Consider the following 22,759-nt stretch of genomic DNA (forward strand, 5'->3'; position numbering starts at 1 on the left):
CTCCCAGATGCAGTGATGTGTTTGTTGTTGCATTTAATTGCGTATACGTTACACAATGCGTTGTCAACGACCGGAATTGATTTAAGGTCGAACGCAAGAACACAGGAAAAGGACGCAGGGCGCAGATGGCCGAGAAACTAGAGATTGCAGTGTTCCACGGGGACGGGATCGGCCCGGAAATCATGGCTCCGACGCTAAGCATCCTTGGGCAGCTATCTGAGCAGACCGAGGACTATACACTTGAGTTTCGGGAGGTTCCGGCCGGGGCAGCCCACTATGCGCAAACCGGAGAATCATTTCCGAAAACGTCAATGGATGCGGCGCGGCAGGCGGATGCCATTCTACTGTCCGCGATGGGTTTGCCGGACGTTCGGTACCCGGATGGGACCGAGATTTCACCTCAGATCGACCTCCGCAAGGCGTTGGGGCTGTTTGCCGGTGTGCGCCCTGTGCGGGTGAGAGCTGGGCAAGCAACACCGTTGGCCCTGCCGCCGGGCAAGGAAATTGACTTTGTTCTGATCCGCGAAAGTACTGAGGGGTTGTTTCACACCCAGGGGTGCGGAGAAGTGACCGAGGACGAGGCGCGCGAGACGCTGCTGATCACCCGAGAGATCTGCGAAAAGCTGTTTCGGTTTACCTTCCAGTTGGCGCATGACCGAAAAACGTCCGGGCAGGGTCGGGGTCGGGTCACCTGTGTGGACAAGGCCAACGTCTTCCGTGCCTTTGCATTCTTCCGGGATCTGTTCGATGCCGAGGCTGAGCGTCACCCGGATTTGGTTGCGGATCATGCCTATGTGGATGCAACGGCCTTGTGGATGGTTCAGAAGCCTTGGGAATTTGATGTTCTTGTCACGGAAAACATGTTCGGAGACATCCTGTCTGACCTTGGGGCCGGTCTGATGGGAGGGCTTGGGCTGGCGCCCTCGGCTGACATTGGTCTGGGTCATGCGGTGTTCCAGCCCTGTCACGGATCCGCCCCTGACATTGCCGGGGAAGGCATCGCCAATCCGTTTGCCATGTTCCAGTCGGCGGCGATGATGCTGGAATGGCTTGGGTTGCGGCATCAGAACCCCGTGTTGTCGCGAGATGGGCAACGGTTGCACACGGCAGTCGACAGCGTCGTGTCCGAGGGCCGAATTCTGACCCGTGATCTGGGCGGAGAAGCCGATACGCTGGCCGCGGCGCGAGCGGTGGCGGACAGGGTGTTTTTGGCGTGAGCGGCCAGCAGTTCATTCGTGTCGCCTGTGTCGGCGCCGGCTATTTCAGCCAGTTCCACTATGGCAGCTGGCGCCGCATACCGCAGGTTCAACTGGTCGCCGCATGTGATCGCGATCTCGAGAAGGCGGCCGCCACTGGGTTGCCTGCCTATGATGATCTGCCGTCGATGCTGGCCCGGGAATCTCCCCAGCTGTTGGACATAATCCTGCCGCCTGACGGTCATGCCGACGCAATTCGTGCCGCGCTGGACGCAGGTGTGGGTTGGATCCTGTGCCAAAAACCGTTTTGTCGTTCTCTGGCAGAAGCGGAGGCTGTACTGCAGGACGCTCGGGATGCCGGAGCCACCGTCGTTGTCCACGAGAATTTTCGTTTCCAGCCGTGGTATCGGGTGATGAAGGACGCCCTGACACGCGGGGATATCGGGACGCCGTTGCAGGCCACGTTCCGACTGCGCCCGGGCGACGGGCAGGGGCCGCGCGCCTATCTTGATCGGCAACCCTATTTTCAGAAAATGCCTCGTTTTCTGATCCACGAAACGGCGGTGCATTGGGTCGATACGTTCCGGTTCTTGTTCGGCAATCCGATCTCGGTTTATGCCGATCTGCGGCGGATAAACCCGGTCATTGCCGGAGAGGACGCAGGCTATGTCATCTTTGAGTTCGAAAACGGCTTGAGGGCCGTATTCGATGGCAACCGGAACCTGGATCATACCTCGGACAATCTGCGCCGCACCATGGGGGAGGCCTTGATCGAAGGCACTGGCGGAACACTGACGATGGATGGCTTTGGCGCCGTTGGGCTGCGGGAATTCGGCAGCCAGAGCAGAGAGCAGTTGCTTGCACCCGATAAATGGGAGGGCTTTGGTGGCGATTGCGTGCACGCATTGCAGCAGCATGTCATATCCGGTCTTCTAAATGGAACGCATTTGGAAAATACTGGCCCGGACTATCTGGACGTTATCCGCATAGAACAGGCGATCTACAGATCTGATGCGGAGGGCAGGAAAATCGTTTTGGAGGCCGAATGAAAAACGAGACCGGCAAGGCTCTCTCGAATACTCAACGCGCGGTGCGGGACTTGCGGCGGATGATCCTGACCGGAGAGTTGGCCGCCGGCACCGACCATCTGGAAACCGAACTGGCCGAGCAGTTGGGGATGTCGCGCACGCCGGTTCGCGAAGCAGCGCTTATGTTGGAAAGCAAGGGCCTGCTGGAAATGCGGCCGCGCAAAGGGGTGCGGATCCTGCCGGTATCTCCGGATGACATGCGCGAGATCTATGACATTCTGACCGAGTTGGAGAGCCTTGCAGCCGAACGCGCGGCCCAGGCCGGATTTTCCGAGCAAGATCTTCAGCCGTTGGCGGACTCGATCGCCCAAATGGATCGCGCCATCGGTGACGAAGACCTGGAGGCATGGGCCAAGGCCGACGACCTGTTCCACCGCGAGCTTGTCCGATTGGGTGGCAACCGGCGGGTGGAAAGCATCGTGTCCATGATGAGCGACCAGGTCCGCAGGGCGCGGGCCTCGACCCTGTTCATCCGCCCGTTGCCGGTCAAGTCGAATGAGGATCACCGTGCGGTCTATACGGCAATCCGCGACGGCAAACCTGATGTGGCACGCGACCGGCATCGCCAGCACCGGCTGCATGCCAAATCCGTCATCATTGACATCTTGGATAAACATCGGCTGAACAAGCTTTAGCCAGTCAGTTCGCTCACCCCGCTGGCCGTAGATCTGCCGGCTGTGCAATCTGGACTTCCGGTCCCAACTGGGGATATGGCCAATAAAGCGGCGCGCGATGCGAAAGGACTTCCGGTGCAGATAACCCAGCAGATGGCAGGCGACAGCGTCTATTACATCAATCTGGACCGTGTGCCTGAGCGCCGGGCGTTCATGGAAGCGCAGTTTCTGAAGGCGGGCCTTGTGGGTGCGCATAGGATTAGCGCCACGGATGCCAGTCAGTCGGGCGCGTTGGAGCAAAACGGATATATCGCGGGAACGGGAACGCGCTGGGGTCTGACGACCAGCGAAATCGCCTGTTTCGAAAGCCATAGATCGGTTTGGCAACGGATCGCCGATCGGAACCTTCCAGCTGCTGTCGTCTTTGAGGATGATGTGGAAATGTCCTCTGAAGCTGGCCGGGTGATCATCGAAGTGCTGAACCACCCGGAAGCCTATGATTGCGTCAAATTGGATTACTCGCCCCGGTCACTGCGTTTTGGGCCGGAGACCGGGATCGGAAATGTCCGCGTGCGCCCAATGTTGGAAATGGCGCCAAGTGCGGCGGCCTATGTTCTGTCACAGGTAGGCTGCCGCAAATTGTTGGCCTGGTCGCAGAGATATTCTGACCATCTCGATGATTTTCTGTCCTTGCCGCGCAGGGATTGGAACATGTTTCAGTGCTTTCCGGCTGTTGGTGTCCAGATGATCTGGTCGGGACGGCAGGAGCAGATCGACGAACCGGTCAAAAGCAGCGAACGAACCCAAAGCGCAGCCACAAACAGCGGATTGGACAAGGGCCCCACGTGGTTTCGGCTGCGGCGCGAGCTTCAGTCGGCCGGCCGAAAACTGAAATGGAAGCTGGGCGGTCAGGCGCGGCTTCTCCAGCGCGGCGGCATGGTGGACTTCATTCCCTGTGCCGACGATCTGATCGTGCGCCCTTGGTCCTGAAGTCTTTGTGCCAGTGGTGAAAAACCAAGCGGTTCCAACCATCGGCGCCAGTCGCAAAGTGCATAAACGTTAACAAAACTCTCGATTTGATATAACCTCGCAGTGTTATTGCGCGATTTGTTGGGGTTTTGGTGTGGGTCAAACGATTTACGAGAAATACGGCGGGTTCAAAACCATCAGCCGGATCGTGATGACATTTTACGAAATGGCATTGGAATCGGATGAGATCGGAGGCTACTTCGAAGATATCGACATGCCACGGTTGATTGATCACCAAACCAAATTCGTTTCGTCTCTGGTGGGTGGTCCCGCGTCTTTCAGTGATGATCGGATCGAGGCCGTGCATCGGCACCTCAACATCAGCCACGATGATTTCGACGAGATGGCTACGCTGTTCGGCGAAGCCCTTTCGATTCATGGAATGACCGAAGATGACGTGCAGGTCGCGCTGGCTGCGATCGAAGGCAAAAGGGCGATCATCGTTGCCCGGGATGCGGCATGAGCATCCTGGCCATCAACGAGCAACTGCTGCGTGCCATCGGGGTCGGTGTAGCGGTATTGCGGGCCTCGGACCTGACCTTCGTGTTCCACAATGGTCCATTTGCCGAATGGTTCGGCAAACCCGAGCCCGGCCAGACACTTTTGGATATATTGCCGGATCTCGACCAGCGCGAACTGGATGACGTCAAACAATCGGGCCTGCGATACTCGGCCGAGCTGCAGATGAAGCCCAAGCGCCGCACGCTGATCTTCGCGGTGACGATTTCCTTGGCCAACGGGATGGATGAGCAGGTTCTGGTTGTCGAATGTCAGAACATAACGAAAATTCGTGAGCTGGAAAGCATGATCGACAGTTATTCGACCATGGTCGAGCGCAATACTCGCGAGTTGGAAAGAGAAAAGGAACGGGTCGAACGGCTTTTGCTGAACCTGATGCCGCGTGCGGTTTATGAAGAGTTCAAAACCTTCGGCGTAGTAACGCCTCAGCTGTATGATCAGGTTTCCGTGGTCATGCTGGATTTCGTCGGCTTTACGGATTTTGCGGCAAAAACAGACCCTACGGTCACCCTCAGTGAGTTGAATGACATCTTCACCGCCTTCGACCGGATCGTCGAACAGTTCGGGTGTGAACGGATCAAGACGATCGGGGACGCTTATCTTGCGGTGTCAGGCATGCCCGACGCCACGCCTGACCATGCCACGGCGGTTGCGCATTGTGCGGTCCGATTTCTGCGGTATCTGGAACGGCGCAACGAAAGTCATCCGCACAAATGGCAGGCTCGGATCGGGCTTGGCATGGGGCCTGCCGTTGGGTCCGTGGTAGGGATCCAGAAATACGTCTATGACGTTTTCGGACCGGCCGTGAATATAGCATCGCGGTTGCAGGTCTTTGCGAACCCCATGAACATCGTTGCCCCGGAAGAGATGAAATACGCCCTGATCGATGAATTTCAGGTCTCGGATCTGGGTCCGGTCGACATCAAGGGGATGGGCATGATGGATCTGATCAATGTCACCTCACGGCTGAACGCACCGCATGCCAGCCGGATGTTTTGACGATCATTCGTCGGGCGGAACCAGCCCCAACCCTCTGAGGTAAATGCCGATCCCGGATTCCAGAAGGTCTTCGGGCGGGAAGGGCGAACTGGCCCCCGCATTGCGGGCATAAAGCTCGACGACACCATGGCTCATCGCCCAGATATGCGCGCTGAACATAGACGCCGGTGGTCGCTTTTCCGGCGGAATGTGTTCTGAAAGATCGGCCGCAGCCATTTCCAGAACCTCCTTTGCACGGTTGGCGGCCAGCGCCAGCTCGGGCGTCCGGTTGACCGAGATTCCGCTTTCGAACATCGAGATGTAATGGCCGGGATGCTTGCGCGCAAACGCCAGATATGCGCGCCCGGTCGCTTCGAAAGCGGCCAGCGCCGAGGGCTGCCCCTTGTCATAGGCATACTGCATGAGGTCCGCGAACATCTCGAACCCCTGACGGGCCGCCTCGGCGATCAGATCCTCGCGACCCTGATAGTGTCGGTAAACCGCGGCTGGGGTGACACCGGCCCGTTTTGCGGCCTCAGATAGGGTAAAGCCGGTCGGACCTTTTTCTTCGATCAGCGAGAGGGCGGCGTCGATCAGCGCCTGTTTCAGATTTCCATGGTGATAGCCGCGTTTGGTCATTCCGACGGCACCTGCCTGTGGTTGCGTGCTCTTTTACCAACCAGACATAATGCACGCGGCGCTGCAGGTCCAATCCCCGGGGCATGATCGGAGGGGCCACCGCTTGACCAAAGGCGCCCTAGACTACGCATCCCAGATTTCCGGTCCGCCACAAATCATCGGGTCGAGCTCTCCAACGGCTTCGACGTCCTTTTCGTCATAGTCCACGTTCGACAATACCGCCCGGATTGCCGCAAGCCGGGCACGCTTCTTGTCGTCCGAACGGATGATCGTCCAAGGGCACAGATCGGAATGGGAGCGTGTTAGAGTTTCGGAAATCGACTGCGTGTATTCATCCCATTTGCCCAGACCGGCGATGTCTATAGGGCTCAGTTTCCATTGTTTCAGCGGGTCATTCTCGCGCGCGAGAAACCGATTGAGCTGTTCTGCGCGTCCGACGTTGAGCCAGAACTTGAACAGGTGAATGCCGTCATGAACAAGCCCGTTCTCCAGTGGCATGACCTGCCTGAAGAAGCGTTCCCGCTGGTCTGCGGTGCAAAATCCAAAGACGTTTTCGACGACCCCCCGGTTGTACCAGCTGCGATCGAAGAAAACGATCTCGCCAGCCGATGGCAGGTGCTGAATGTACCGCTGGAAGTACCATTGGCTGCGCTCGGCGTCGGAGGGCTTGCTGAGGGCGACATTGCGGGCGCCACGCGGGTTCAGGTTTTCCCGGAATCGCTTGATCGTACCGCCTTTGCCTGCTGCATCCCGGCCCTCGAACACGATCGCGATGCGTTGTCCGGTTTCCTTGACCCATGCCTGCATCTTGACCAGTTCGATCTGCAGGGCCTCCATCTGATTGTCATAGTCCTTGCGCTTCATCCTCTCCTGATATGGGTAGCTGGGGTTGAGGATGTCGCCTTTTTCAGCGTCTTCGATGGCCTTTCGCACGCTCTCGGGAGCGTCGTGCCGAAAGTAGCTGTTGATTGCTCGGTCCGCTGCACGGGTCATGAGTTGCCTCGCCATAAAATCCAGTTTCTACTATGGATTACGGGCGGGGTTAACGCAAACCCGCTCGTTCCGCGGCACGTTCGACCGCAGCAGCAACTTCCGGAGCGTCCACCACCTGCGGCATGTGCCCCATGCCTTCAAGTTCAATCAGCTCAGCGCCGGGGATTTGTTCGATCAGCCGCTCGGAATGCCAGCCCAGACCAACTGTCGTATCTGCCGTACCATGCACGATTTCGGTGGGCACCGATATCTCAGGGTAGCGCGGTTGCAGTTCGGCAACTTCGTCCAGGAGGTTGGCCCGTTGTTTTGCGTTGGCATGCATCGACGACCGGCGGAGCGTCAGGGCCGGGCCAAAATGCTCGGCATAGCCTTCGGGTGCGGTCTGGGGGGCAAAGACCGTATCCAGGGCCTTGTTGACGTACCAGTCCGGAACGTAGGCGGTGATCAACGGCAGGACGAGAGCATTTCCCCAGGAGGTCGAGGCAATGCGGTTGAAGGAATCGAGCGGAGTTTCCCATGGCACCGCGGCCGGGGCGATCAGGACCAGAGCCGAGATGTTGTCAGGGCGCGTCACAGCCCAGGCCAGTGATACCGACCCGCCATAGCTTTGACCGGCGACGATGGGTTTGTCGGCCCCCAATATCGCGGCAGCTTTCTGCAGGATTTCTGCCTGCTCGACGATGGTTTCGCCATCCGCCGAGAAGCTCTGAGAATAGCCCAGCCCCGGCCGGTCGAATACAATGACCCGAAAGGACTTTGCCAGCAACGGCGCCAGAGCAAACGTCATGTCCCGGGTATTGCCGCTGGACCCGTGGATCAGGACGACATCCGGGCCTTCGCCCATGACGACGGCATGTACAGCAACGCCGTCGACATCCAATACCTGACCCTCTGGCGGAAACGCGGCCTCGGCCCGGGCCTCATGGCGTGCGGCAAGCCAAGCCGTCAAGGCCGCAAAAAGGGCCGCAAACAGGCCCAGGTATATCAACGACTTAATGACCAATTTTCGTCATGTCGAAAGGAGTGGTCTGGTAGATCTCGTTGATCCAGTTCCCATACAGCAGATGCGCATGGCTGCGCCACCGGTTCTGAGGCGTGCGAGACGGGTCATCGTCGGGATAATAGTTGATGGGCACGTTGATCGGAGTGCCATTGGCCACGTCCCGGTCGTATTCCTGTTTCAGCGTGTCACTGTCGTATTCGAAGTGATTGAAGATATACAGCGCCCGGTTCTGCCGATCTTCAACCAGACACGGACCGACCTCGTCGCTGCCCAAAAGGGTCACAAGCCCTTCGGCAGCATCTATTTCATCCTGACGGACTTCGGTCCAGCGACTGACCGGGATCACGCAGTCATCCGAGAAACCTCGAAGGAAAGGCGAGGCCGGTGACAGGTTCCGATGCCGGAAACACCCAAACGCCTTGGCGTCCAGCATATGTTTTTTGACCCCATGAAAGTGATAGATCATCGCCATACCACCCCAGCAAACGCCGAAGGTCGAATGCACATTGGTTTGGGTCCATTCAAACACCTCGGTCAGTTCGTCCCAATAGGTGACGTCCTGAAACTCCAAATGCTCGATGGGGGCGCCGGTGATGATCAGGCCGTCAAATTTCTGGTCCTTCACGTCCTGAAAGGGGCGGTAGAACTCTTCCATGTGTTCGGCCGCGGTGTTTTTGGTCTGATGCTCGGTCATGCGGATCAGGGACAACTCGATCTGCAGAGGCGTCGCGCCGATCAATCGGGCAAACTGGTTTTCGGTCTGGATTTTCTTCGGCATCAGGTTCAGCAACCCGATCTTCAGGGGCCGGATGTCCTGCCGTGCGGCCTGATCCTCGGCCATGACCATGACGCCCTCTTTCGTCAGAACGTCAAAGGCCGGGAGGTCGGACGGAATCTTGATAGGCATGAGGCGGACTTTTCCAGTTTCTTCTGAAGCGTTCTAGTTAGGACGCCGCGGCGCGGGTCTCAAGTGTGCTCTCGATCAACTCATCGAAATCACGGGCATCCCGCACTTTGCCGATTGCGTCGGCGGTAACGGTGACCCCCCAATTCTCAGCCATGGATTGGTATCTGGGCTGACGGTGGGCCAGGGCGCGGGCATAGGTCCAGCGGATGAAGTCGTCGGGATTGACCTCTGCCTCGGCGCAGCCGTGCTGATCAAGGTATTCCTGCCAGGTGCGCGTGAGGAAATCGGCCTGATACGACATCGGTTTGGGAGCCTTGTCGAACCGTCGGATCAGTTCGGCGGTGTGATCGTCGTCACCCTTGATCCAGACCATCAAGGTCTGGCGCGACAGTTCCGACAGGACGTGGTCGGAAGGGTTGTCAGGGTCCACCCATTCGCAGATTGACCCGCCGGTGTCACAGATAAAATGCGGGTACCCGTACAGACGCTGAGCGCGGTCAATGAAAAATTCGGTGTCCAGCAGAGCGTGGATTTCGGCCTGCCGGAACTGCTCTTGTCTACGCCGATATTCCGGCATCGCCAGCCCACCCAAGGCCGGGTTTCCGGGCTTGCCCAGATAGGCGGCGACCGGCGTCAAGTTTTCGAACGAAATGTTGGAACCGATATAGATCGAGTCAGAGAGCAGCAGATCCCGCAGAAAGGGAACCTTCATTGCCTCAGCCTTGGCGTTGTCGGTGATGTATTCACCCATGTAACGCGTGCCAATTCGATAATCGATCGAGTAGTGGAACCAGTCGCCCGAGTCGCGAAGGATGTTCGACACGTAAGTCTTGCCCAAGCCGGACATGCCGAAAAACAGCACCTTTTTGCGCGCCGCTTCGCGCCAGTCCTTTGCCGAGCTGTAGATCATGTGCAACCGTCCCTTGTTTTGTTCTAGCTAAATCGGCCCGGCGATGGCGTCAATCTCGGCTGCGGGATCGGCTTAGGATCAATAGCCCCAATGCAAGGATCGCAAAGCCGATGAAGGCATTCGGGGCAAGGGTTTCGTGCCGGACATAGGCGCCCAACAGAATGGCGACCGGAGGGATGATCAGGGTGACCAGCAGCAGGTTGCCGCTGCCGGCTGCGGCCAGAACCCTGTAGTACAGCAAGTAGGCCCCAGCCGTAGCGACGAGTGCGTAATAAGCTACGGCGAGCCAAGTTGTCATAGGCAAGTCGAACGACGGCACACCGTCGACGACCAGCATTACCGGCAGCATGACGATGGTTGACCCGCTCAGCATTCCCGCCGCCGCAACCTGCGGCGCCAGGCCTGACAAGCGCAAACGGGCCCAGACAGCCGCCAGCGCATAGGATACGGTCCCCGCCAAAATGGCCAACTGAGCAGCGCTTTGAAGGCTGAACCCAAGGAAATTGTGCAATCCGATTGCGGTGGAAACTCCGCCAAAGCCAAGCGCAACGCCCACGGCTCGACGTTTGGTCAGTCGCTCGTCGGGAAAGAACGCAGCAGCAACCAGAACACCGAAGATTGCCGTGGCAGCGTTCAAGATCGAGGTCAGACCGGTGTCGACATACAATTGGCCCCAGGCCATCAGCGAGAAGGGCAATACGTTGTTCAACAGACCCATGACCAGAAAAGCGCCCCAAATACGCGGGTCCCTCGGTATCGTTTCTCGGCGGAAGAGGACGACGGCCCAAAGTACGAGCGCCGCCCAGAAAACGCGATGAAACACGGCCGTCATCACAGGTATCGTGTCCAGTGCGACGCGGATCGCCAGGAAGGACGCTCCCCAGATCAGTCCAAGGAGGATGAGCTCGAACCAGGCAAGGGCGGAGAGGGATTTTTGCTGCGTCATGGCTATTTCTTGCATGTTTATGTTTGCCTCACGCGGAATACTTGCATTCGGCAATTCGGTAAGCGACCCGGATCATGCGAAAAACCCCGCCACAAGGGCGGGGTTTTCCAATTCTGTATGAATGAGCCTATCCGTTAGTTCAGGGCGTAGGTCACCTGAATACCAACGCTCCACGCGCTGTTTCCAGAGAAGTTCGCCCGCGCCCCGGGGCCAGCACCGTCAGCGGTTGCGTCGCCCAGATCGGTATAGCGAACGCCGCCCGAAATCTTGGCACGTTCCATCGAGTAGGTGCCGCCAAGGCCAATGCTCCAGAACCCGTCGGTCGGACCCAGGTTGGAAACGGGCTCATTGGTTGCCGATTCATAGCCAAGGGTCACAGCGCCCGAGAATTGTTCGGAGAACTGGTAGCCAAGACCCAGCGAATAGGTCCAGGTCGGATCGTCATAGTCCACCAGCGCGCTGGTCGGCGGATAGTTCGGGGGATCGTAAACCGTTTGCGGCCAATCGACCCAGCGGATCGATCCGAACAGCAATGTCTTGGGGGCAACGCCGGTCTGGAAGTCCAGGTTCACCGATTGCGGAGAAACGACCTCGCTGGAAGTGTCGAATGTCGCCACGGTTCCAGGCGGGATCGGCGGGATCGGGATTGGGTTCACCGACTCCGTTTGCGACAGGTCATGGGAAATTTTCGAGTTGTAGGTCAGCGCCACGCGCGCTGCGATCTCGGGCTTTTCCCAAGCCACACCTACGACGTAACCCAGCGCGGTATCCTTGTCGGCATTCACCTCGTAACCAGCCGCCGCCGGCACGGCAACGTCAGCGCTGAGCCGCTGAATACGCAGACCACCGATGGCGCTGAAGCCGCCGTCGAACTTGTAGCGCAACAAGGCAGTAATTGCCTCTGTGTCGGCTTTCGCGCGCAGAACGTCAGTGCGACCGCCCGGGATCGGGTTCTGCGAGAGCGGGTAGTTCGAACCGTAGGCGATATCGGCACCGAACGGTTCGTCATAGATCAGCGCAAAGTCGAGTTGGTCGGTGAAGGCGTGCTTGTACGCGAGATGAGGCGAGAAGAAGTCGTTTGCAACGTTGCCCGAGTCAACGCCCAGCATCGTGCCGCTTACGCTTGGGTTGGTGTAGCCCAGGCGAAACTGTACGACGGAACCTTCCTCAAAGATAATGTTGATGCCTTGCCCACTACGGTCGATACCGCCGGCATGAGCGGCGGTCGCCCCTGCACAGAGCACGCACGCCTGTAACAGCGCTTTCTTCATGTATTCCTCCCTTTTCACTATCCGGCGCCACAGTATTGTCTTGTGAGTGTCAGTGGCGGTGATTTCTGTGACCATTATTCACGGGGAGTTTAAAAAAACGTCAACCACTGACCATACGTTAGTTTCTGCCAGTGACCGAACGTCAGTTTTTGTGTGTGGTTTTTGCCAGAGTGCCCGATCCCGCGCGGCCTTCGGACCAGACATTCAGGAATATGCCCGAGAAAATCACGACGGCGCCCAGCATGGTCCACTGATCCAGGGGTTCGTGATACAGCAGCATCCCAACAATGGCGATCGTCGGCAGGCGCGCGAAATCAAAGGGAATAACGACCGTGGCCGGAGCGATGGCAAGCGCGTTTGTAATGCAGAAATGGGCCAGCAGGCCGGCCAGCCCGACCAGCAACAACAGGGGCGCGCTTTGAGCGGTTGGCAGGACGATCTGCCCGTCCGCTCCGACAACAGCAAGACCCATTGCGGCCTGCATCGTAGTCAGCCAGAAAACGATGCATCCGATGCTGGCGAACCCTGTCAGTTTCTTCGTCGAAATCGTTGTAAGCGCAAAGAAAACAGCCGAGGAGGCCGCTGCAAGAACACCGGGCGTGAGCGGTGTGGCTCCGGGTCGGGCGACGATCAATATGCCTGCGAAACCTATGATTGCCGACATGACCCGCGTGGGTGTCAGGCGTTCGCCCAGCAGAAGCGGAGACAGGAGTACGACCCATATCGGTTGCGTAAATTCCAACGCAAAAACCTGCGCCAGCGGGATGACGCTGACAGCGTAGAACCACAGGTTTTGGCCCGCAAAATGCAACGAGTTTCGAACCGCGTGCAGACCCAGACGTTGTGTCGATACCTGGTGCCATTTGCCGGTTGCCGTCAAAACGGCCGAAACGACGATGACGCCGACAATGCTGCGGTACATCATGATTTCAAACGTGTCGTGCGTCAGGCTAAGCTCGCGCCCGGCAACGGCCATTGACGAGAAAGAAGCGATCGCCCCGGTCATCCACAGCGCGGTTTTGGCAATCATCGATTTGCTATCGCGCATGTTTCGATCCTTGGGCTGAGCGTGCGTTTGGCCACCGAACCAAAACCGACGCCGGTTCACAACAACAAAAAAGCCGGGTCAGCGCCCGGCTTTTGGTGTCATTCCCATTCGATCGTGCCCGGAGGCTTGGAGGTGATGTCATAGGTGCAACGGTTGATGCCCTTGACCTCGTTGATGATCCGGGTGGCGGTTTCGCCCAGGAATTCGTGGGTGAACGGGTAGTAATCGGCCGTCATTCCATCAACCGAGGTCACCGCCCGCAAGGCGCAGGCATAGTCATAGGTGCGCCCGTCGCCCATCACGCCGACTGTGCGCACCGGAAGGATCGCGACGAAGGCCTGCCAGATCTCGTCATACAGGCCGTGCTTGCGGATCTGGTCGATATAGATCGCGTCGGCCTCGCGCAGGATTTCCAGCTTTTCGCGGGTGATCTCGCCCGGGCAGCGGATGGCCAGACCCGGTCCGGGGAAGGGGTGGCGGCCGATAAAGCTGGGCGGCAGGCCCAGTTCACGGCCCAGCGCACGCACCTCGTCCTTGAACAGTTCGCGCAGCGGCTCGACCAGTTTCAGGCCCATCTTCTCGGGCAGGCCGCCGACGTTGTGATGCGATTTGATCGTGACTGACGGGCCGCCGGAAAACGACACCGATTCAATGACATCGGGGTAGAGCGTGCCTTGGGCCAGGAACTCGGCGCCCTCAATCGTGTCGGCGTGTTTCTGGAACACGTCGATGAACAGCTTGCCGATGATCTTGCGCTTGGTCTCGGGGTCCGAGACGCCCTCTAGCTCGCCCAAGAACAGCTCGCTTTCATCTGCGTGGATCAGTTGGATGTTGTAGTTGTCGCGGAACATCGAGACGACTTCCTGCGCCTCGTTCTTGCGCAGCAGGCCGTGATCGACGAAGACGCAGGTCAGCTGGTCGCCGATCGCCTCGTGGATCAGGATCGCCGCGACCGAGCTGTCGACGCCGCCCGACAGACCGCAGATCACCTTCTTGTCGCCGACCTGTTCGCGGATCTTGCGGATCATCTCGTCGCGATAGGCGCCCATGGTCCAGTCGCCCTTGAACCCGGCCAGTTTCACGAAATTCTCGTACAGTTTTGCGCCCTTGGGGGTGTGGTGCACCTCGGGGTGGAACTGCACGGCATAGAAATGACGGCTGGTATCGGCGGTGATCGCGAAAGGCGCGTTGGGCGAGGTGCCGAACACCTCGAACCCCGGTGCGATTTGGCTCACATGATCACCGTGGCTCATCCAGACCTGTTCGTCGCCATCGGTGAACCAGCCCTCGAGCAGGTCGAGCTTGCCGCGCGGCGTCACGAAAGCCCGCCCGAACTCGGCGGTGCCGTGGCCGCTTTCGACCTTGCCGCCCAGCTGGTGCATCATGACCTGCTGGCCATAGCAGATGCCCAGGATCGGAACGCCATACTCGAATATCTCTTGCGGGACGCGCGGTGATCCCTCGCGGGTCACGCTGTCCGGCCCGCCGGAAAAGATGATGGCGCGCGGGGCCATGTCCCGCACGAAATCCATCGTGACGTTCTGGTAGGGGTGGATTTCGCAATAGACGTTCAACTCGCGCAGGCGGCGGGCGATCAGCTGCGTTACCTGGCTGCCGAAGTCGATGATCAGAAGGCGGTCATGGGATGTCTCGGTCATACCCGGCCTTTAGGTCGGAAGCCTTGCATGTGCAAGCGCCTTGACGTCATTTGGCGGGAAAGAGTGACGCGGAGCGCATTGAATGACCGGAATTTCGCTCAGAAGGGCTGTGGCAACCGATGCGGAGCCCATCCGCCGATGTATCGAAGCGGCCTATACCGCCGCGCGCCAGACCATTCCGGACCTGCCGGATGTGACCGAGGGGGTCGAGGAGGACATTCGCGACCGGAACGTCGTTGTGGCCGTGGATGAAACATCCCTGCAGGGTGTCGTGGTTTTTGGTTTCGAAAGAGAAACCGCGATGATCTTCAATCTGGCCGTTTCACCGGATGCGCAAGGGCGGGGCATTGCTCGTCGGCTGCTCGATTTCGTCGCGACAGAGGCTCGCGAAAACGGAGTTCGGAACATGCGCCTGACAACCCACCGCCTGATGACGGGCACCCGCGCGATGTACCGCCATCTTGGGTGGCAGGAGACCGAGCACGAGGGGAACAAGGTTTATTTCAGCAAGCCAAACTGACGCCCCGTAAGGCCTGTTGCAGGTACTGGACAGCGCGAAATATGTCGCTTTTCCCCCTATTGCGCCGGAATCCACATCTGGTGAAGTCGCGGCATCTTGTAACAAGCAATCCAATCTAAACTTTCACACGGGATCATCTCATGACAGAGGCAAGCACCCGACGCAGAGCGCGTGGTGGCGGAGGCGCCGCCCGCCGGGCCGAGCGTACCGCGGTTCGGATCGAAACGGCGAAGTATATCGAACGCAACATTCCGAACTTCGAGATCCTCAATGACGAAGCGTTGGAGATCATCGAGGCCAATGCGGAAACCGTGCTGGAGGAGGTCGGCGTCAATTTCGTCGACAACCCCGCGGCGCTGGAACGCTGGCGCGATGCCGGGGCCGACATTGATGGTGAGCGCGTTCGCATTCCGCGAGGTCTGGCCCGCGAACTGATCAAGACCGCGCCCAAGGAGTTCACGCAGCACGCGCGCAACCCGGAAAAATCGGTGGTGATCGGCGGGCGCAACCTTGTGCTAGCGCCGGTCTACGGACCGCCTTTCGTCCGGGACGCACAAGGTGGCCGCCGCTATGCCACGATGGACGATTTCAACAAATTCGTGAAACTGGCCTACATGTCCAAGTGGCTGCACCATTCGGGCGGTACGGTCTGCGAACCGACGGACGTTCCGGTTAACAAACGTCATCTGGACATGCTGATGGCGCATATGACGCTGTCTGACAAACCCTTCATGGGGTCGGTGACCGATCCCAGCCGGGCGCGGGATTCGGTCGAGATGTGCGAGATCCTGTTCGGCAAGGAGTTCGTGCAGGAAAACACCGTTATGACCTCGCTCACCAACATCAACTCGCCGATGACGTTCGACGACGTGATGATGGGGTCGCTGGAAGTCTATGCGCGCAACAACCAGGCCTGCATCATTTCGCCCTTCATCGTGGGCGGCGCGATGGCCCCGGTTTCGGTTGCCGGTACTCTGACGCAGGTGCTGGCCGAGGTGCTGGCCGGCATCGCCTACAGCCAGATCATCCGCCCGGGTGCACCGGCCATTTTCGGCGCATTCGTGTCGTCGATCGACATGAACTCTGGTGCACCGACCTTTGGCACGCCCGAAGCCGCGCACATCACCTATGGCGCCGGTCAGTTGGCGCGTCGTTTGGGTGTTCCCTACCGTTCGGCCGGGTCGTTCTGCGGATCCAAGCTTCCGGACGCGCAGGCGGCCTACGAGACTGCGAACTCGCTGAACATGGGTCTGCTGTCAGGCGTCAACTTCATGTTGCATGCATGTGGCTGGCTCGAAGGCGGTCTTGTTGCGGATTTCGAAAAATTCGTCATGGATGCCGATCAGTTGGGAGCGCTTCACGCGTTGGCCAAAGGGGTGGCCTATGATGAAAACGCGCAGGCCATGGACGCGATTCGTGAGGTGGGGCCGGGTGGCCACTATCTTGGTTGTGCGCACACCCAGGCCAATTTCCAAAGCGCCTTCTGGAAGACCGACCTGCTGGACTACAAACCCTTTGAAACATGGGAAGAAGAGGGTGCGCGGGACACGCGCATGCTTGCCTCGGCCCGGGTCGAGCATCTGCTGGCCAACTACCAGCAACCGCAACTCGACCCGGAAAAACTGGCGGCGCTAACCGCCTATGTCGAGGAAAAGAAAGCGTCCATGCCCGACGCCTTCACTTGATGACATGGAGTTCCGGGGCGCGGCTGGCTTGATGCAGCCGCGCCTCGCCAATCAATGCGATCAGTAGGTCCAGGTGGCGAACCAGCGAATACGCGGCGTCGCCCGAGCGTCGTTGGTCGTCGACGCTCCGCTCCATTTCCAACAGTCGCATCAAGGCGGCTCCGGTTCCCGGTAGCGCGCCATAGCCGAACAGGCGCTGCAAGTGGCGGTCACGGTCGTATTGCTGTGCTCCGACCTTGGCTGCCCGAGACAGTAGCCGTGGGCGGCGGAGGGCGGTGATCATAGTCATCAGGTCCTGCATTTCGGCGTTCCTCTGTTCAATTTTTCCTGCAGCAATTTGGCACAACCCAAGCGGGTGTTGCCGTGACTTAGTTCGCGCCGAACGATGGTTTCACGACTGTTTATCTTTTTGAATCAATTCTGGTCAGAGCCGTTGGAGGTTAACGAACGAGTAACGAAAGCAACTCTAGGTAGATTTGGTTAACACTTTATCCGACGGCGGACAGTGGCAGTTTGATTGTCGACGAGGGCGAATAACGATGGAAAACAGCACCGCATTCACCGTTCCAGCTTGGGTTCCCGAAGGGGCGCAGCGATACCTGGCCCATACCGAGGCGGGACGGTCGATCCGGGATCTGGCGCGGTCGGCAGGGTGTCACGCGTCAACCATTCTGCGACAGATCCGAAGGATCGAAATGCGGCGCGACGACCCCTTGGTGGATGCAGCATTGCAATCTCTTGCCGAAACACACTTTCCCGGTGCGGGGAATGAAACGGCTTCTTGTGCCTTGTTCGGCGTCGGCGATGATCCTCATCGCATTCCCAATGCCGAAGACGAGGCGTTCGAGCGCGAGGCTTTGCGGGTGCTTCGGCGCCTTTGCGAAACGGGCGCGGTTCTGGCCGTGGCCGAGGACATGGAAAAGGCGGTCGTTGTCCGCGACAACGGCGAGGGCGGTGCAACTCGGACCGCTGTTGTTGATTGCAAGACCGCTCAGGCTTTGGCTCTGAAGGACTGGATCGTTTGTGACAATCCGGGGCGTGTGTCGCGCTACCGGATCACGCAAACGGGCCGAACCGCACTAAGCCAGTTGATTGCAGATGCCGAAAACCGGGCGCGGACACAGACAGAATATGGGATGGCCGAGGCACCGGCGAAGTTCAAAACGCGCAGTCAAGCCGACGAGAAGCGCCCACGGCGCATCCGCTATTGCGCAGCAGAGAGCCCCCTGATTGCCTTGTCGCGCCGGCGCGACCGGGATGGAAAGCCGTTTCTGGACGAAAGCCTGGTGCGCGCCGGAGAGCGACTGCGCGAAGATTTCGAGCTGGCCCAGATCGGACCGCGGGTCACGCAGAACTGGGACCGGTTCCTCACCGCTGGCGGTCGTGCGGGTTTCGACGGCGATGCGCAGGTTGCGCGCGGGTCGTCCGAGGCGCGTGATCGCGTGGCCCGGGCCTTGTCGGATCTGGGTCCGGGTCTGAGCGACGTTGCGCTGCGGTGTTGCTGCTATCTGGAAGGTCTGGAACTGGCCGAGAAACGGATGGGCTGGTCAGCGCGTTCGGGGAAGATCGTGCTGCGCATTGCACTGCAGCGCCTCAAGCGACATTACGAGAAGCAAGCAGAGTGTGACCGGTTGATCGGCTGATTCACGTTGAATCCGATTGGCTGCAGTTGCGGACAACGCAGGAGGTGATAATCAGGGGTTATGAATTTTACCCTCAGGCAGCTGCAATACTTCCGCGCCGTGGCCGAGCAGCGCAACTTTGGCCGGGCCGCTCAGGTGTGTCACGTTTCTCAACCGGCGCTATCGGTGCAGATCCGGGCTTTGGAAGACATCATGGGCGGGCCGCTGTTTGAAAGGCGCGCCCGCGATGTTCTGCTGACACCGTTGGGGCGTGATGCGCTGGAGCACGCACGGCGCATTTTGGGCGCGGCCGAACGGTTGGATCGGTTCGCGCGTGACAACTCCACCGGGCATCGCAGTCTGTCGGTCGGCTTGATCCCGACGGTCGCGCCATATCTGTTGCCGGCTGTATTGGCTGGTCTGCGGTCAGCGGATGTGTCCCTGCGCGTACAGGTACGCGAGGCGCGCACCGAGCGGTTGCTGTCGATGCTGAAAGCGGGCGAGATTGACGCCGCCGTGCTGGCCCTGCCGGTGGGCGCGCGCGGCCTGGACGAGGTGCCTTTGTTCGAGGATCGTTTTCTGCTGGCCGGCAGCGAGACACGCCTGAAGAGCTTGACCGTCAGCCCCGACGCTCTGCGCCCGATCGACCTGAACGCAGCCCAGCTGATGCTGCTGGAAGACGGGCATTGCCTGACGGATCAGGCGCTTGAGGTGTGCGGGCAGGACCGGACCAGCGCCCATATCAACATGGGCGCGTCGTCTTTGGCCACGCTGTCGCGGTTGGTGGCCGAGGGGTTCGGCCTGACCTTGATTCCGGAATTGGCGGCACGTTCCGAGGCCGATGCCGTGCCGGGGCTGAAACTGCTGCGGTTCGGCGCCCCGGAGCCCGCGCGGCAGATCGGCCTCGTGCGGCGCGATTCGTCGGATGGGGCGGTGTGGTTCGATCAACTGGCCCAGGTGATCCGGCAGGTCGGCGAAAACATCGTGTCAGAAACCCGGAACTGAAAAGGGCCCGCACTTGGCGAGCCCTTCGAGTGGAGGCTGGTTGAAGGCTCAGGCCATTTCGGGCTGCTGGGCTTCTTCCAGGTGCTTCATCAGGTTTTCGGGAGACGAAACGTCATAGGGGTCCTCGGGGCAGTTGTCCATCAGGCCGGGCTCTTCGAACCACGCCTCGACCACACCGTCGTTGATGATGGCGGCATAGCGCCACGACCGCATGCCAAAGCCCAGATTGGCCTTGTCGACCAGCATGCCCATCTTGCGGGTGAACTCGCCCGACCCGTCAGGTATGACCTTGACGTTCTTCAGCCCCTGATCCTGCGCCCATTTGTTCATAACGAAGCTGTCATTGACCGACATGCAGTAGATCTCGTCGATGCCCTTTGCCTTGAACGCCTCGTAGTTGTTCTCGAACCCCGGCAGCTGGTAGGTCGAGCAGGTGGGCGTGAACGCACCGGGCAGCGAGAACAGGATGACCCGCTTGCCTGCGAAGTAGTCGGCCGTGGTCTTGTCTTCCCAGCGGAACGGGTTGGGCCCTTCGATCGAGTCGTCGCGCACGCGGGTGTGGAATGTCACGTCGGGCAGCTTGGCGCCGGTTTTCATGGGGCATCTCCTGTGATTCACATTTGTTCGGCCCGTGGGTTAAAACGATTCCAAACCGGCTTCAACACGGGATGTGCTGCGTTTGCGAATATCCTCTTATCTATGGAAATCATGTCGAAATTTGCGTTGATCTCCTAGAAAATCACACCTAAATTCTGCATCTGCGAAACGCTGACGCATGGCTGCTATGCACGGCTGGCGTAATACATCCGACCGGTTTATGTTATGCACCAACCAAATTGACCCAAAGTCAGGAAACCGGCCCCGTGCGCGATCTGAAAATCCCTGAACAACGTCACCCGGAAAAGGCGCATAAGCCCGACAATGCGCAGCCGAAAAAGCCCAGCTGGATCCGGGTGAAAGCGCCCGGCGGCAAGGGCTATGCCGACACGCGCCGGATCATGCGCGACAACAACCTGGTCACCGTCTGCGAAGAGGCCGGCTGCCCGAACGTGGGCGAATGCTGGAGCCAGGGCCACGCAACCATGATGATCATGGGCGAGATCTGCACCCGCGGCTGCACCTTCTGCAACATCGCCACCGGTCGCCCCGATGCGCTGGACGCGTTCGAACCGGGCCGGGTGGCACATGCGGTGGAAAAGCTGAGTCTGAATCATGTCGTGATCACCTCGGTCGACCGCGACGACCTGGCCGATGGCGGGGCCGAGCATTTCGCTCAGACCATCCGCGCGGTGCGTCACCGCTCGCCCAAGACCACGATCGAGATCCTGACCCCGGATTTCCTGAAATGCGATCCGTCGGTTTTGGAAACCGTGGTCGCGGCCAAGCCGGATGTGTTCAACCACAACCTTGAAACCGTGCCGGGCCTGTACCCCGAGGTGCGCCCGGGCGCGCGCTATTTCCACTCGCTGCGTCTGCTGCAGAGGGTCAAGGAACTGGACCCGTCGATCTTCACCAAGTCGGGTATCATGGTCGGACTGGGCGAGAACGAACAGCAGGTGCGCCAGGTCATGGACGACATGCGCGCCGCCGATATTGATTTCCTGACCATCGGCCAGTATCTGCAGCCCACGCCGAAACACCATCGCGTGGACCGCTTTGTCACGCCCGAAGAGTTCGCGGCCTATGAAAAAGCCGCCTACGGCAAAGGGTTCCTGATGGTTTCGGCCACGCCCTTGACCCGGTCGTCTTACCATGCGGGCGATGATTTCGCGCGCCTGCGGGCCGCGCGGCAGAAAAAGCTGGGGCAGGCGTGACGCCCGAACGGCTCGCGCAACTGACTGCGCTGCGCCACGCGTTGCACCAACGCCCCGAGGTTTCGGGTGAAGAGGCTGAAACGGCGGCATTCATAGCCGAGCAATTGCGCGGTGTGACCGGCCGGGTTCTGACCGGGATCGGTGGGTACGGGGTCGCGGCCGTGTTCGACTCGGGCCAGCCGGGGCCCACCGTGGGCATTCGCTGCGAACTGGACGCGCTGCCGATTTTGGAGATGCCGGGCAAACCCTGGTACTCGCAGGTTCCGGGCAAGGGTCATCTGTGCGGGCATGACGGCCATATGGCCATGGTTCTGGGCGTCGCGCAGGACCTGGCGCAAACGCCCGTGACACGCGGTCGGGTCGTGCTGATCTTCCAACCCGCCGAAGAGACCGGACAGGGCGCGCGCGACTTTCGGAACGACCCGCAATACGCTGAAATGCAGCCGGATTTCCTGTTCTCCCTGCATAACCTGCCGGGGCTGGACCTGGGAGCGGTCGAGCTGTGCTCTGGCCCGGCCAATTGCGCCTCGCGCGGGATGCGGGTGCGGCTGACGGGCAAGACCTCGCACGCCGCGGCTCCGCAGGACGGCCTGTCGCCGGCCTCGGCCATGGCGCAGTTGATTCCGGCCCTGACCGCCTTGGGGCCGGGCGGAGAGCTGACCGAGGATTACGCACTGACCACCGTCACCCACGCCCAACTGGGGGCCCCGACATTCGGGGTGGCGCCCGGTGAGGCCGAGATATGGGTCACGCTGCGCACCGTCTCGGACGCGCGCATGGCGCAACTGGTCGATCAGGCCCAGGCGCTGGTCCGCAAGGCTGCGGCCGACGAGGGACTGGGTGTCGAGATCACCTATGACGACGTGTTCGACGCTTGTGTCAACCACCCCGAGGCCGTACAGATCCTGGCTCATGCCTGCGCCCAGGCCGGGGTGCAACCGCGCCTGACCACCGTGCCGCAACGGTTCTCGGAGGATTTCGGGCAGTTCGCCAAAGGGTCGAAAACGGCCATGTTCTGGCTGGGGGCCGGGGTCGACCATCCGCAACTTCACAACCCCGACTATGACTTCCCCGATGCGCTGATCCCTGTCGGCGCGGGTATCTTTCTGGCGGCAATCCGTCAGGTTCTGGACGCGCCGGTCACGGCCTGAGCTTGCGCGGCTGGCTGGTTGCCCATTCGGGCCACCAGCCCATGTATTCAACGCCGGCAATCACCAGGCACAGCACGATCAGGCCCAGCACCAGCTTGACCCGCTGGTCCGAGGGCGGATTGCGCGCCGATCGGGACATTCGCAGAAGGTGGCGCAGGATCAT

The 22,759-nt window shown here is 59.8% G+C and carries 24 protein-coding genes; 12 read left to right on the forward strand and 12 right to left on the reverse strand.

What is annotated here, in order from left to right; genetic code table 11:
* Positions 1-125 precede the first annotated feature (125 nt).
* From ACR0JC_RS01515 to ACR0JC_RS01540, 6 genes are all read left to right on the forward strand, one after another.
* Entirely contained in the window at positions 126-1,217 is a 1,092-nt protein-coding gene (locus ACR0JC_RS01515; RefSeq protein WP_170339466.1) for an isocitrate/isopropylmalate dehydrogenase family protein, read from the forward strand.
* The gene (locus ACR0JC_RS01520; RefSeq protein ID WP_170339464.1) at positions 1,214-2,245 is read left to right on the forward strand and encodes a Gfo/Idh/MocA family protein; all 1,032 of its coding nucleotides are present in this window, start codon (positions 1,214-1,216) and stop codon (positions 2,243-2,245) included. Before ACR0JC_RS01515 ends, ACR0JC_RS01520 begins: the two co-directional genes overlap by 4 nt.
* Positions 2,242-2,919: a GntR family transcriptional regulator gene (locus ACR0JC_RS01525; RefSeq protein ID WP_170339462.1), complete on the forward strand. Its 678-nt coding sequence runs from the start codon at positions 2,242-2,244 to the stop codon at positions 2,917-2,919. Before ACR0JC_RS01520 ends, ACR0JC_RS01525 begins: the two co-directional genes overlap by 4 nt.
* Positions 2,920-2,994: 75 nt before the next feature.
* Positions 2,995-3,888, forward strand: a complete 894-nt coding sequence (locus ACR0JC_RS01530) for a glycosyltransferase family 25 protein (protein WP_170339460.1) — start codon at positions 2,995-2,997, stop codon at positions 3,886-3,888.
* A 133-nt stretch (positions 3,889-4,021) separates the two neighbouring features.
* The gene (locus tag ACR0JC_RS01535; RefSeq protein ID WP_170338900.1) at positions 4,022-4,390 is read left to right on the forward strand and encodes a group I truncated hemoglobin; all 369 of its coding nucleotides are present in this window, start codon (positions 4,022-4,024) and stop codon (positions 4,388-4,390) included.
* A complete protein-coding gene (locus ACR0JC_RS01540) occupies positions 4,387-5,445 on the forward strand; it encodes an adenylate/guanylate cyclase domain-containing protein (protein ID WP_170339457.1) in 1,059 nt (352 codons plus the stop codon). Before ACR0JC_RS01535 ends, ACR0JC_RS01540 begins: the two co-directional genes overlap by 4 nt.
* A gap of 3 nt (positions 5,446-5,448) precedes the next feature.
* On the opposite strand, the gene ACR0JC_RS01545 is transcribed toward ACR0JC_RS01540, so the two are convergent.
* The 9 genes from ACR0JC_RS01545 to guaA form a co-directional block, all read right to left on the reverse strand.
* Positions 5,449-6,063 (reverse strand): TetR/AcrR family transcriptional regulator, encoded by a 615-nt coding sequence (locus ACR0JC_RS01545; protein WP_093961897.1) that lies wholly within the window; start codon positions 6,061-6,063, stop codon positions 5,449-5,451.
* Positions 6,064-6,186: 123 nt separating this feature from the next.
* Positions 6,187-7,056 carry a polyphosphate kinase 2 gene (gene ppk2, locus ACR0JC_RS01550; protein ID WP_170339455.1) on the reverse strand — a complete coding sequence of 290 codons (870 nt, stop codon included), beginning with the start codon at positions 7,054-7,056 and terminating at the stop codon, positions 6,187-6,189.
* 49 nt (positions 7,057-7,105) lie between these two features.
* Entirely contained in the window at positions 7,106-8,005 is a 900-nt protein-coding gene (locus ACR0JC_RS01555; protein WP_254430709.1) for an alpha/beta fold hydrolase, read from the reverse strand.
* Between the two features lie 43 nt (positions 8,006-8,048).
* The gene (metA, locus tag ACR0JC_RS01560; protein ID WP_170339451.1) at positions 8,049-8,966 is read right to left on the reverse strand and encodes a homoserine O-acetyltransferase MetA; all 918 of its coding nucleotides are present in this window, start codon (positions 8,964-8,966) and stop codon (positions 8,049-8,051) included.
* A gap of 37 nt (positions 8,967-9,003) precedes the next feature.
* Entirely contained in the window at positions 9,004-9,876 is an 873-nt protein-coding gene (locus tag ACR0JC_RS01565) for an ATPase (protein ID WP_170339449.1), read from the reverse strand.
* A gap of 49 nt (positions 9,877-9,925) precedes the next feature.
* The gene (locus tag ACR0JC_RS01570; RefSeq protein ID WP_170339447.1) at positions 9,926-10,822 is read right to left on the reverse strand and encodes a DMT family transporter; all 897 of its coding nucleotides are present in this window, start codon (positions 10,820-10,822) and stop codon (positions 9,926-9,928) included.
* A gap of 134 nt (positions 10,823-10,956) precedes the next feature.
* Positions 10,957-12,093: an OmpP1/FadL family transporter gene (locus tag ACR0JC_RS01575; protein WP_170339445.1), complete on the reverse strand. Its 1,137-nt coding sequence runs from the start codon at positions 12,091-12,093 to the stop codon at positions 10,957-10,959.
* A 142-nt stretch (positions 12,094-12,235) separates the two neighbouring features.
* Positions 12,236-13,141 carry a DMT family transporter gene (locus ACR0JC_RS01580; RefSeq protein ID WP_170339443.1) on the reverse strand — a complete coding sequence of 302 codons (906 nt, stop codon included), beginning with the start codon at positions 13,139-13,141 and terminating at the stop codon, positions 12,236-12,238.
* A 98-nt stretch (positions 13,142-13,239) separates the two neighbouring features.
* The gene (gene guaA / locus ACR0JC_RS01585) at positions 13,240-14,799 is read right to left on the reverse strand and encodes a glutamine-hydrolyzing GMP synthase (protein WP_170339441.1); all 1,560 of its coding nucleotides are present in this window, start codon (positions 14,797-14,799) and stop codon (positions 13,240-13,242) included.
* 82 nt (positions 14,800-14,881) lie between these two features.
* Here guaA and ACR0JC_RS01590 point away from each other — a divergent pair, with 82 nt between their 5' ends.
* Positions 14,882-15,319: a GNAT family N-acetyltransferase gene (locus ACR0JC_RS01590; protein ID WP_170339439.1), complete on the forward strand. Its 438-nt coding sequence runs from the start codon at positions 14,882-14,884 to the stop codon at positions 15,317-15,319.
* A 140-nt stretch (positions 15,320-15,459) separates the two neighbouring features.
* Positions 15,460-17,004 carry a trimethylamine methyltransferase family protein gene (locus ACR0JC_RS01595; protein ID WP_170339438.1) on the forward strand — a complete coding sequence of 515 codons (1,545 nt, stop codon included), beginning with the start codon at positions 15,460-15,462 and terminating at the stop codon, positions 17,002-17,004.
* On the opposite strand, the gene ACR0JC_RS01600 is transcribed toward ACR0JC_RS01595, so the two are convergent.
* Positions 16,997-17,305: a DUF6477 family protein gene (locus tag ACR0JC_RS01600; RefSeq protein WP_170339437.1), complete on the reverse strand. Its 309-nt coding sequence runs from the start codon at positions 17,303-17,305 to the stop codon at positions 16,997-16,999. The two genes, ACR0JC_RS01595 and ACR0JC_RS01600, sit on opposite strands and share 8 nt — an antisense overlap.
* Before the next feature lie 238 nt (positions 17,306-17,543).
* On the opposite strand from ACR0JC_RS01600, the gene ACR0JC_RS01605 reads away from it, so the two are divergent.
* Both ACR0JC_RS01605 and ACR0JC_RS01610 read left to right on the forward strand, forming a co-directional pair.
* Positions 17,544-18,647: a DUF6456 domain-containing protein gene (locus ACR0JC_RS01605; RefSeq protein WP_170339436.1), complete on the forward strand. Its 1,104-nt coding sequence runs from the start codon at positions 17,544-17,546 to the stop codon at positions 18,645-18,647.
* A gap of 60 nt (positions 18,648-18,707) precedes the next feature.
* Positions 18,708-19,631 carry a LysR substrate-binding domain-containing protein gene (locus tag ACR0JC_RS01610; protein WP_170339435.1) on the forward strand — a complete coding sequence of 308 codons (924 nt, stop codon included), beginning with the start codon at positions 18,708-18,710 and terminating at the stop codon, positions 19,629-19,631.
* Positions 19,632-19,679: 48 nt separating this feature from the next.
* Here ACR0JC_RS01610 and ACR0JC_RS01615 read toward each other — a convergent pair whose 3' ends face one another.
* A complete protein-coding gene (locus tag ACR0JC_RS01615; RefSeq protein WP_170339434.1) occupies positions 19,680-20,228 on the reverse strand; it encodes a peroxiredoxin in 549 nt (182 codons plus the stop codon).
* Between the two features lie 266 nt (positions 20,229-20,494).
* On the opposite strand from ACR0JC_RS01615, the gene lipA reads away from it, so the two are divergent.
* On the forward strand, positions 20,495-21,445 hold the full coding sequence (gene lipA / locus ACR0JC_RS01620) for a lipoyl synthase (protein ID WP_170339433.1): 951 nt from the start codon (positions 20,495-20,497) through the stop codon (positions 21,443-21,445).
* Positions 21,442-22,596: an amidohydrolase gene (locus ACR0JC_RS01625; protein WP_170339432.1), complete on the forward strand. Its 1,155-nt coding sequence runs from the start codon at positions 21,442-21,444 to the stop codon at positions 22,594-22,596. Before lipA ends, ACR0JC_RS01625 begins: the two co-directional genes overlap by 4 nt.
* Here ACR0JC_RS01625 and ACR0JC_RS01630 read toward each other — a convergent pair.
* On the reverse strand, positions 22,586-22,735 hold the full coding sequence (locus ACR0JC_RS01630) for a hypothetical protein (protein ID WP_170337603.1): 150 nt from the start codon (positions 22,733-22,735) through the stop codon (positions 22,586-22,588). The two genes, ACR0JC_RS01625 and ACR0JC_RS01630, sit on opposite strands and share 11 nt — an antisense overlap.
* Between the last annotated feature and the right edge of the window lie 24 nt (positions 22,736-22,759).

Source organism: Ruegeria sp. CH5, assembly GCF_056537025.1.

Coding starts and splice junctions, on each gene's coding strand:
- ACR0JC_RS01515 (WP_170339466.1), top strand. CDS start 126: ATGGCCGAGAAACTAGAGATTGCAGTGTTCCACGGGGACGGGATCGGC.
- ACR0JC_RS01525 (WP_170339462.1), top strand. CDS start 2,242: ATGAAAAACGAGACCGGCAAGGCTCTCTCGAATACTCAACGCGCGGTG.
- ACR0JC_RS01530 (WP_170339460.1), top strand. CDS start 2,995: ATGGCCAATAAAGCGGCGCGCGATGCGAAAGGACTTCCGGTGCAGATA.
- ACR0JC_RS01540 (WP_170339457.1), top strand. CDS start 4,387: ATGAGCATCCTGGCCATCAACGAGCAACTGCTGCGTGCCATCGGGGTC.
- ACR0JC_RS01545 (WP_093961897.1), bottom strand. CDS start 6,063: ATGACCAAACGCGGCTATCACCATGGAAATCTGAAACAGGCGCTGATC.
- ppk2 (WP_170339455.1), bottom strand. CDS start 7,056: ATGACCCGTGCAGCGGACCGAGCAATCAACAGCTACTTTCGGCACGAC.
- metA (WP_170339451.1), bottom strand. CDS start 8,966: ATGCCTATCAAGATTCCGTCCGACCTCCCGGCCTTTGACGTTCTGACG.
- ACR0JC_RS01565 (WP_170339449.1), bottom strand. CDS start 9,876: ATGATCTACAGCTCGGCAAAGGACTGGCGCGAAGCGGCGCGCAAAAAG.
- ACR0JC_RS01570 (WP_170339447.1), bottom strand. CDS start 10,822: ATGACGCAGCAAAAATCCCTCTCCGCCCTTGCCTGGTTCGAGCTCATC.
- ACR0JC_RS01575 (WP_170339445.1), bottom strand. CDS start 12,093: ATGAAGAAAGCGCTGTTACAGGCGTGCGTGCTCTGTGCAGGGGCGACC.
- ACR0JC_RS01580 (WP_170339443.1), bottom strand. CDS start 13,141: ATGCGCGATAGCAAATCGATGATTGCCAAAACCGCGCTGTGGATGACC.
- guaA (WP_170339441.1), bottom strand. CDS start 14,799: ATGACCGAGACATCCCATGACCGCCTTCTGATCATCGACTTCGGCAGC.
- ACR0JC_RS01590 (WP_170339439.1), top strand. CDS start 14,882: ATGACCGGAATTTCGCTCAGAAGGGCTGTGGCAACCGATGCGGAGCCC.
- ACR0JC_RS01595 (WP_170339438.1), top strand. CDS start 15,460: ATGACAGAGGCAAGCACCCGACGCAGAGCGCGTGGTGGCGGAGGCGCC.
- ACR0JC_RS01600 (WP_170339437.1), bottom strand. CDS start 17,305: ATGCAGGACCTGATGACTATGATCACCGCCCTCCGCCGCCCACGGCTA.
- ACR0JC_RS01605 (WP_170339436.1), top strand. CDS start 17,544: ATGGAAAACAGCACCGCATTCACCGTTCCAGCTTGGGTTCCCGAAGGG.
- ACR0JC_RS01610 (WP_170339435.1), top strand. CDS start 18,708: ATGAATTTTACCCTCAGGCAGCTGCAATACTTCCGCGCCGTGGCCGAG.
- ACR0JC_RS01615 (WP_170339434.1), bottom strand. CDS start 20,228: ATGAAAACCGGCGCCAAGCTGCCCGACGTGACATTCCACACCCGCGTG.
- ACR0JC_RS01630 (WP_170337603.1), bottom strand. CDS start 22,735: ATGTCCCGATCGGCGCGCAATCCGCCCTCGGACCAGCGGGTCAAGCTG.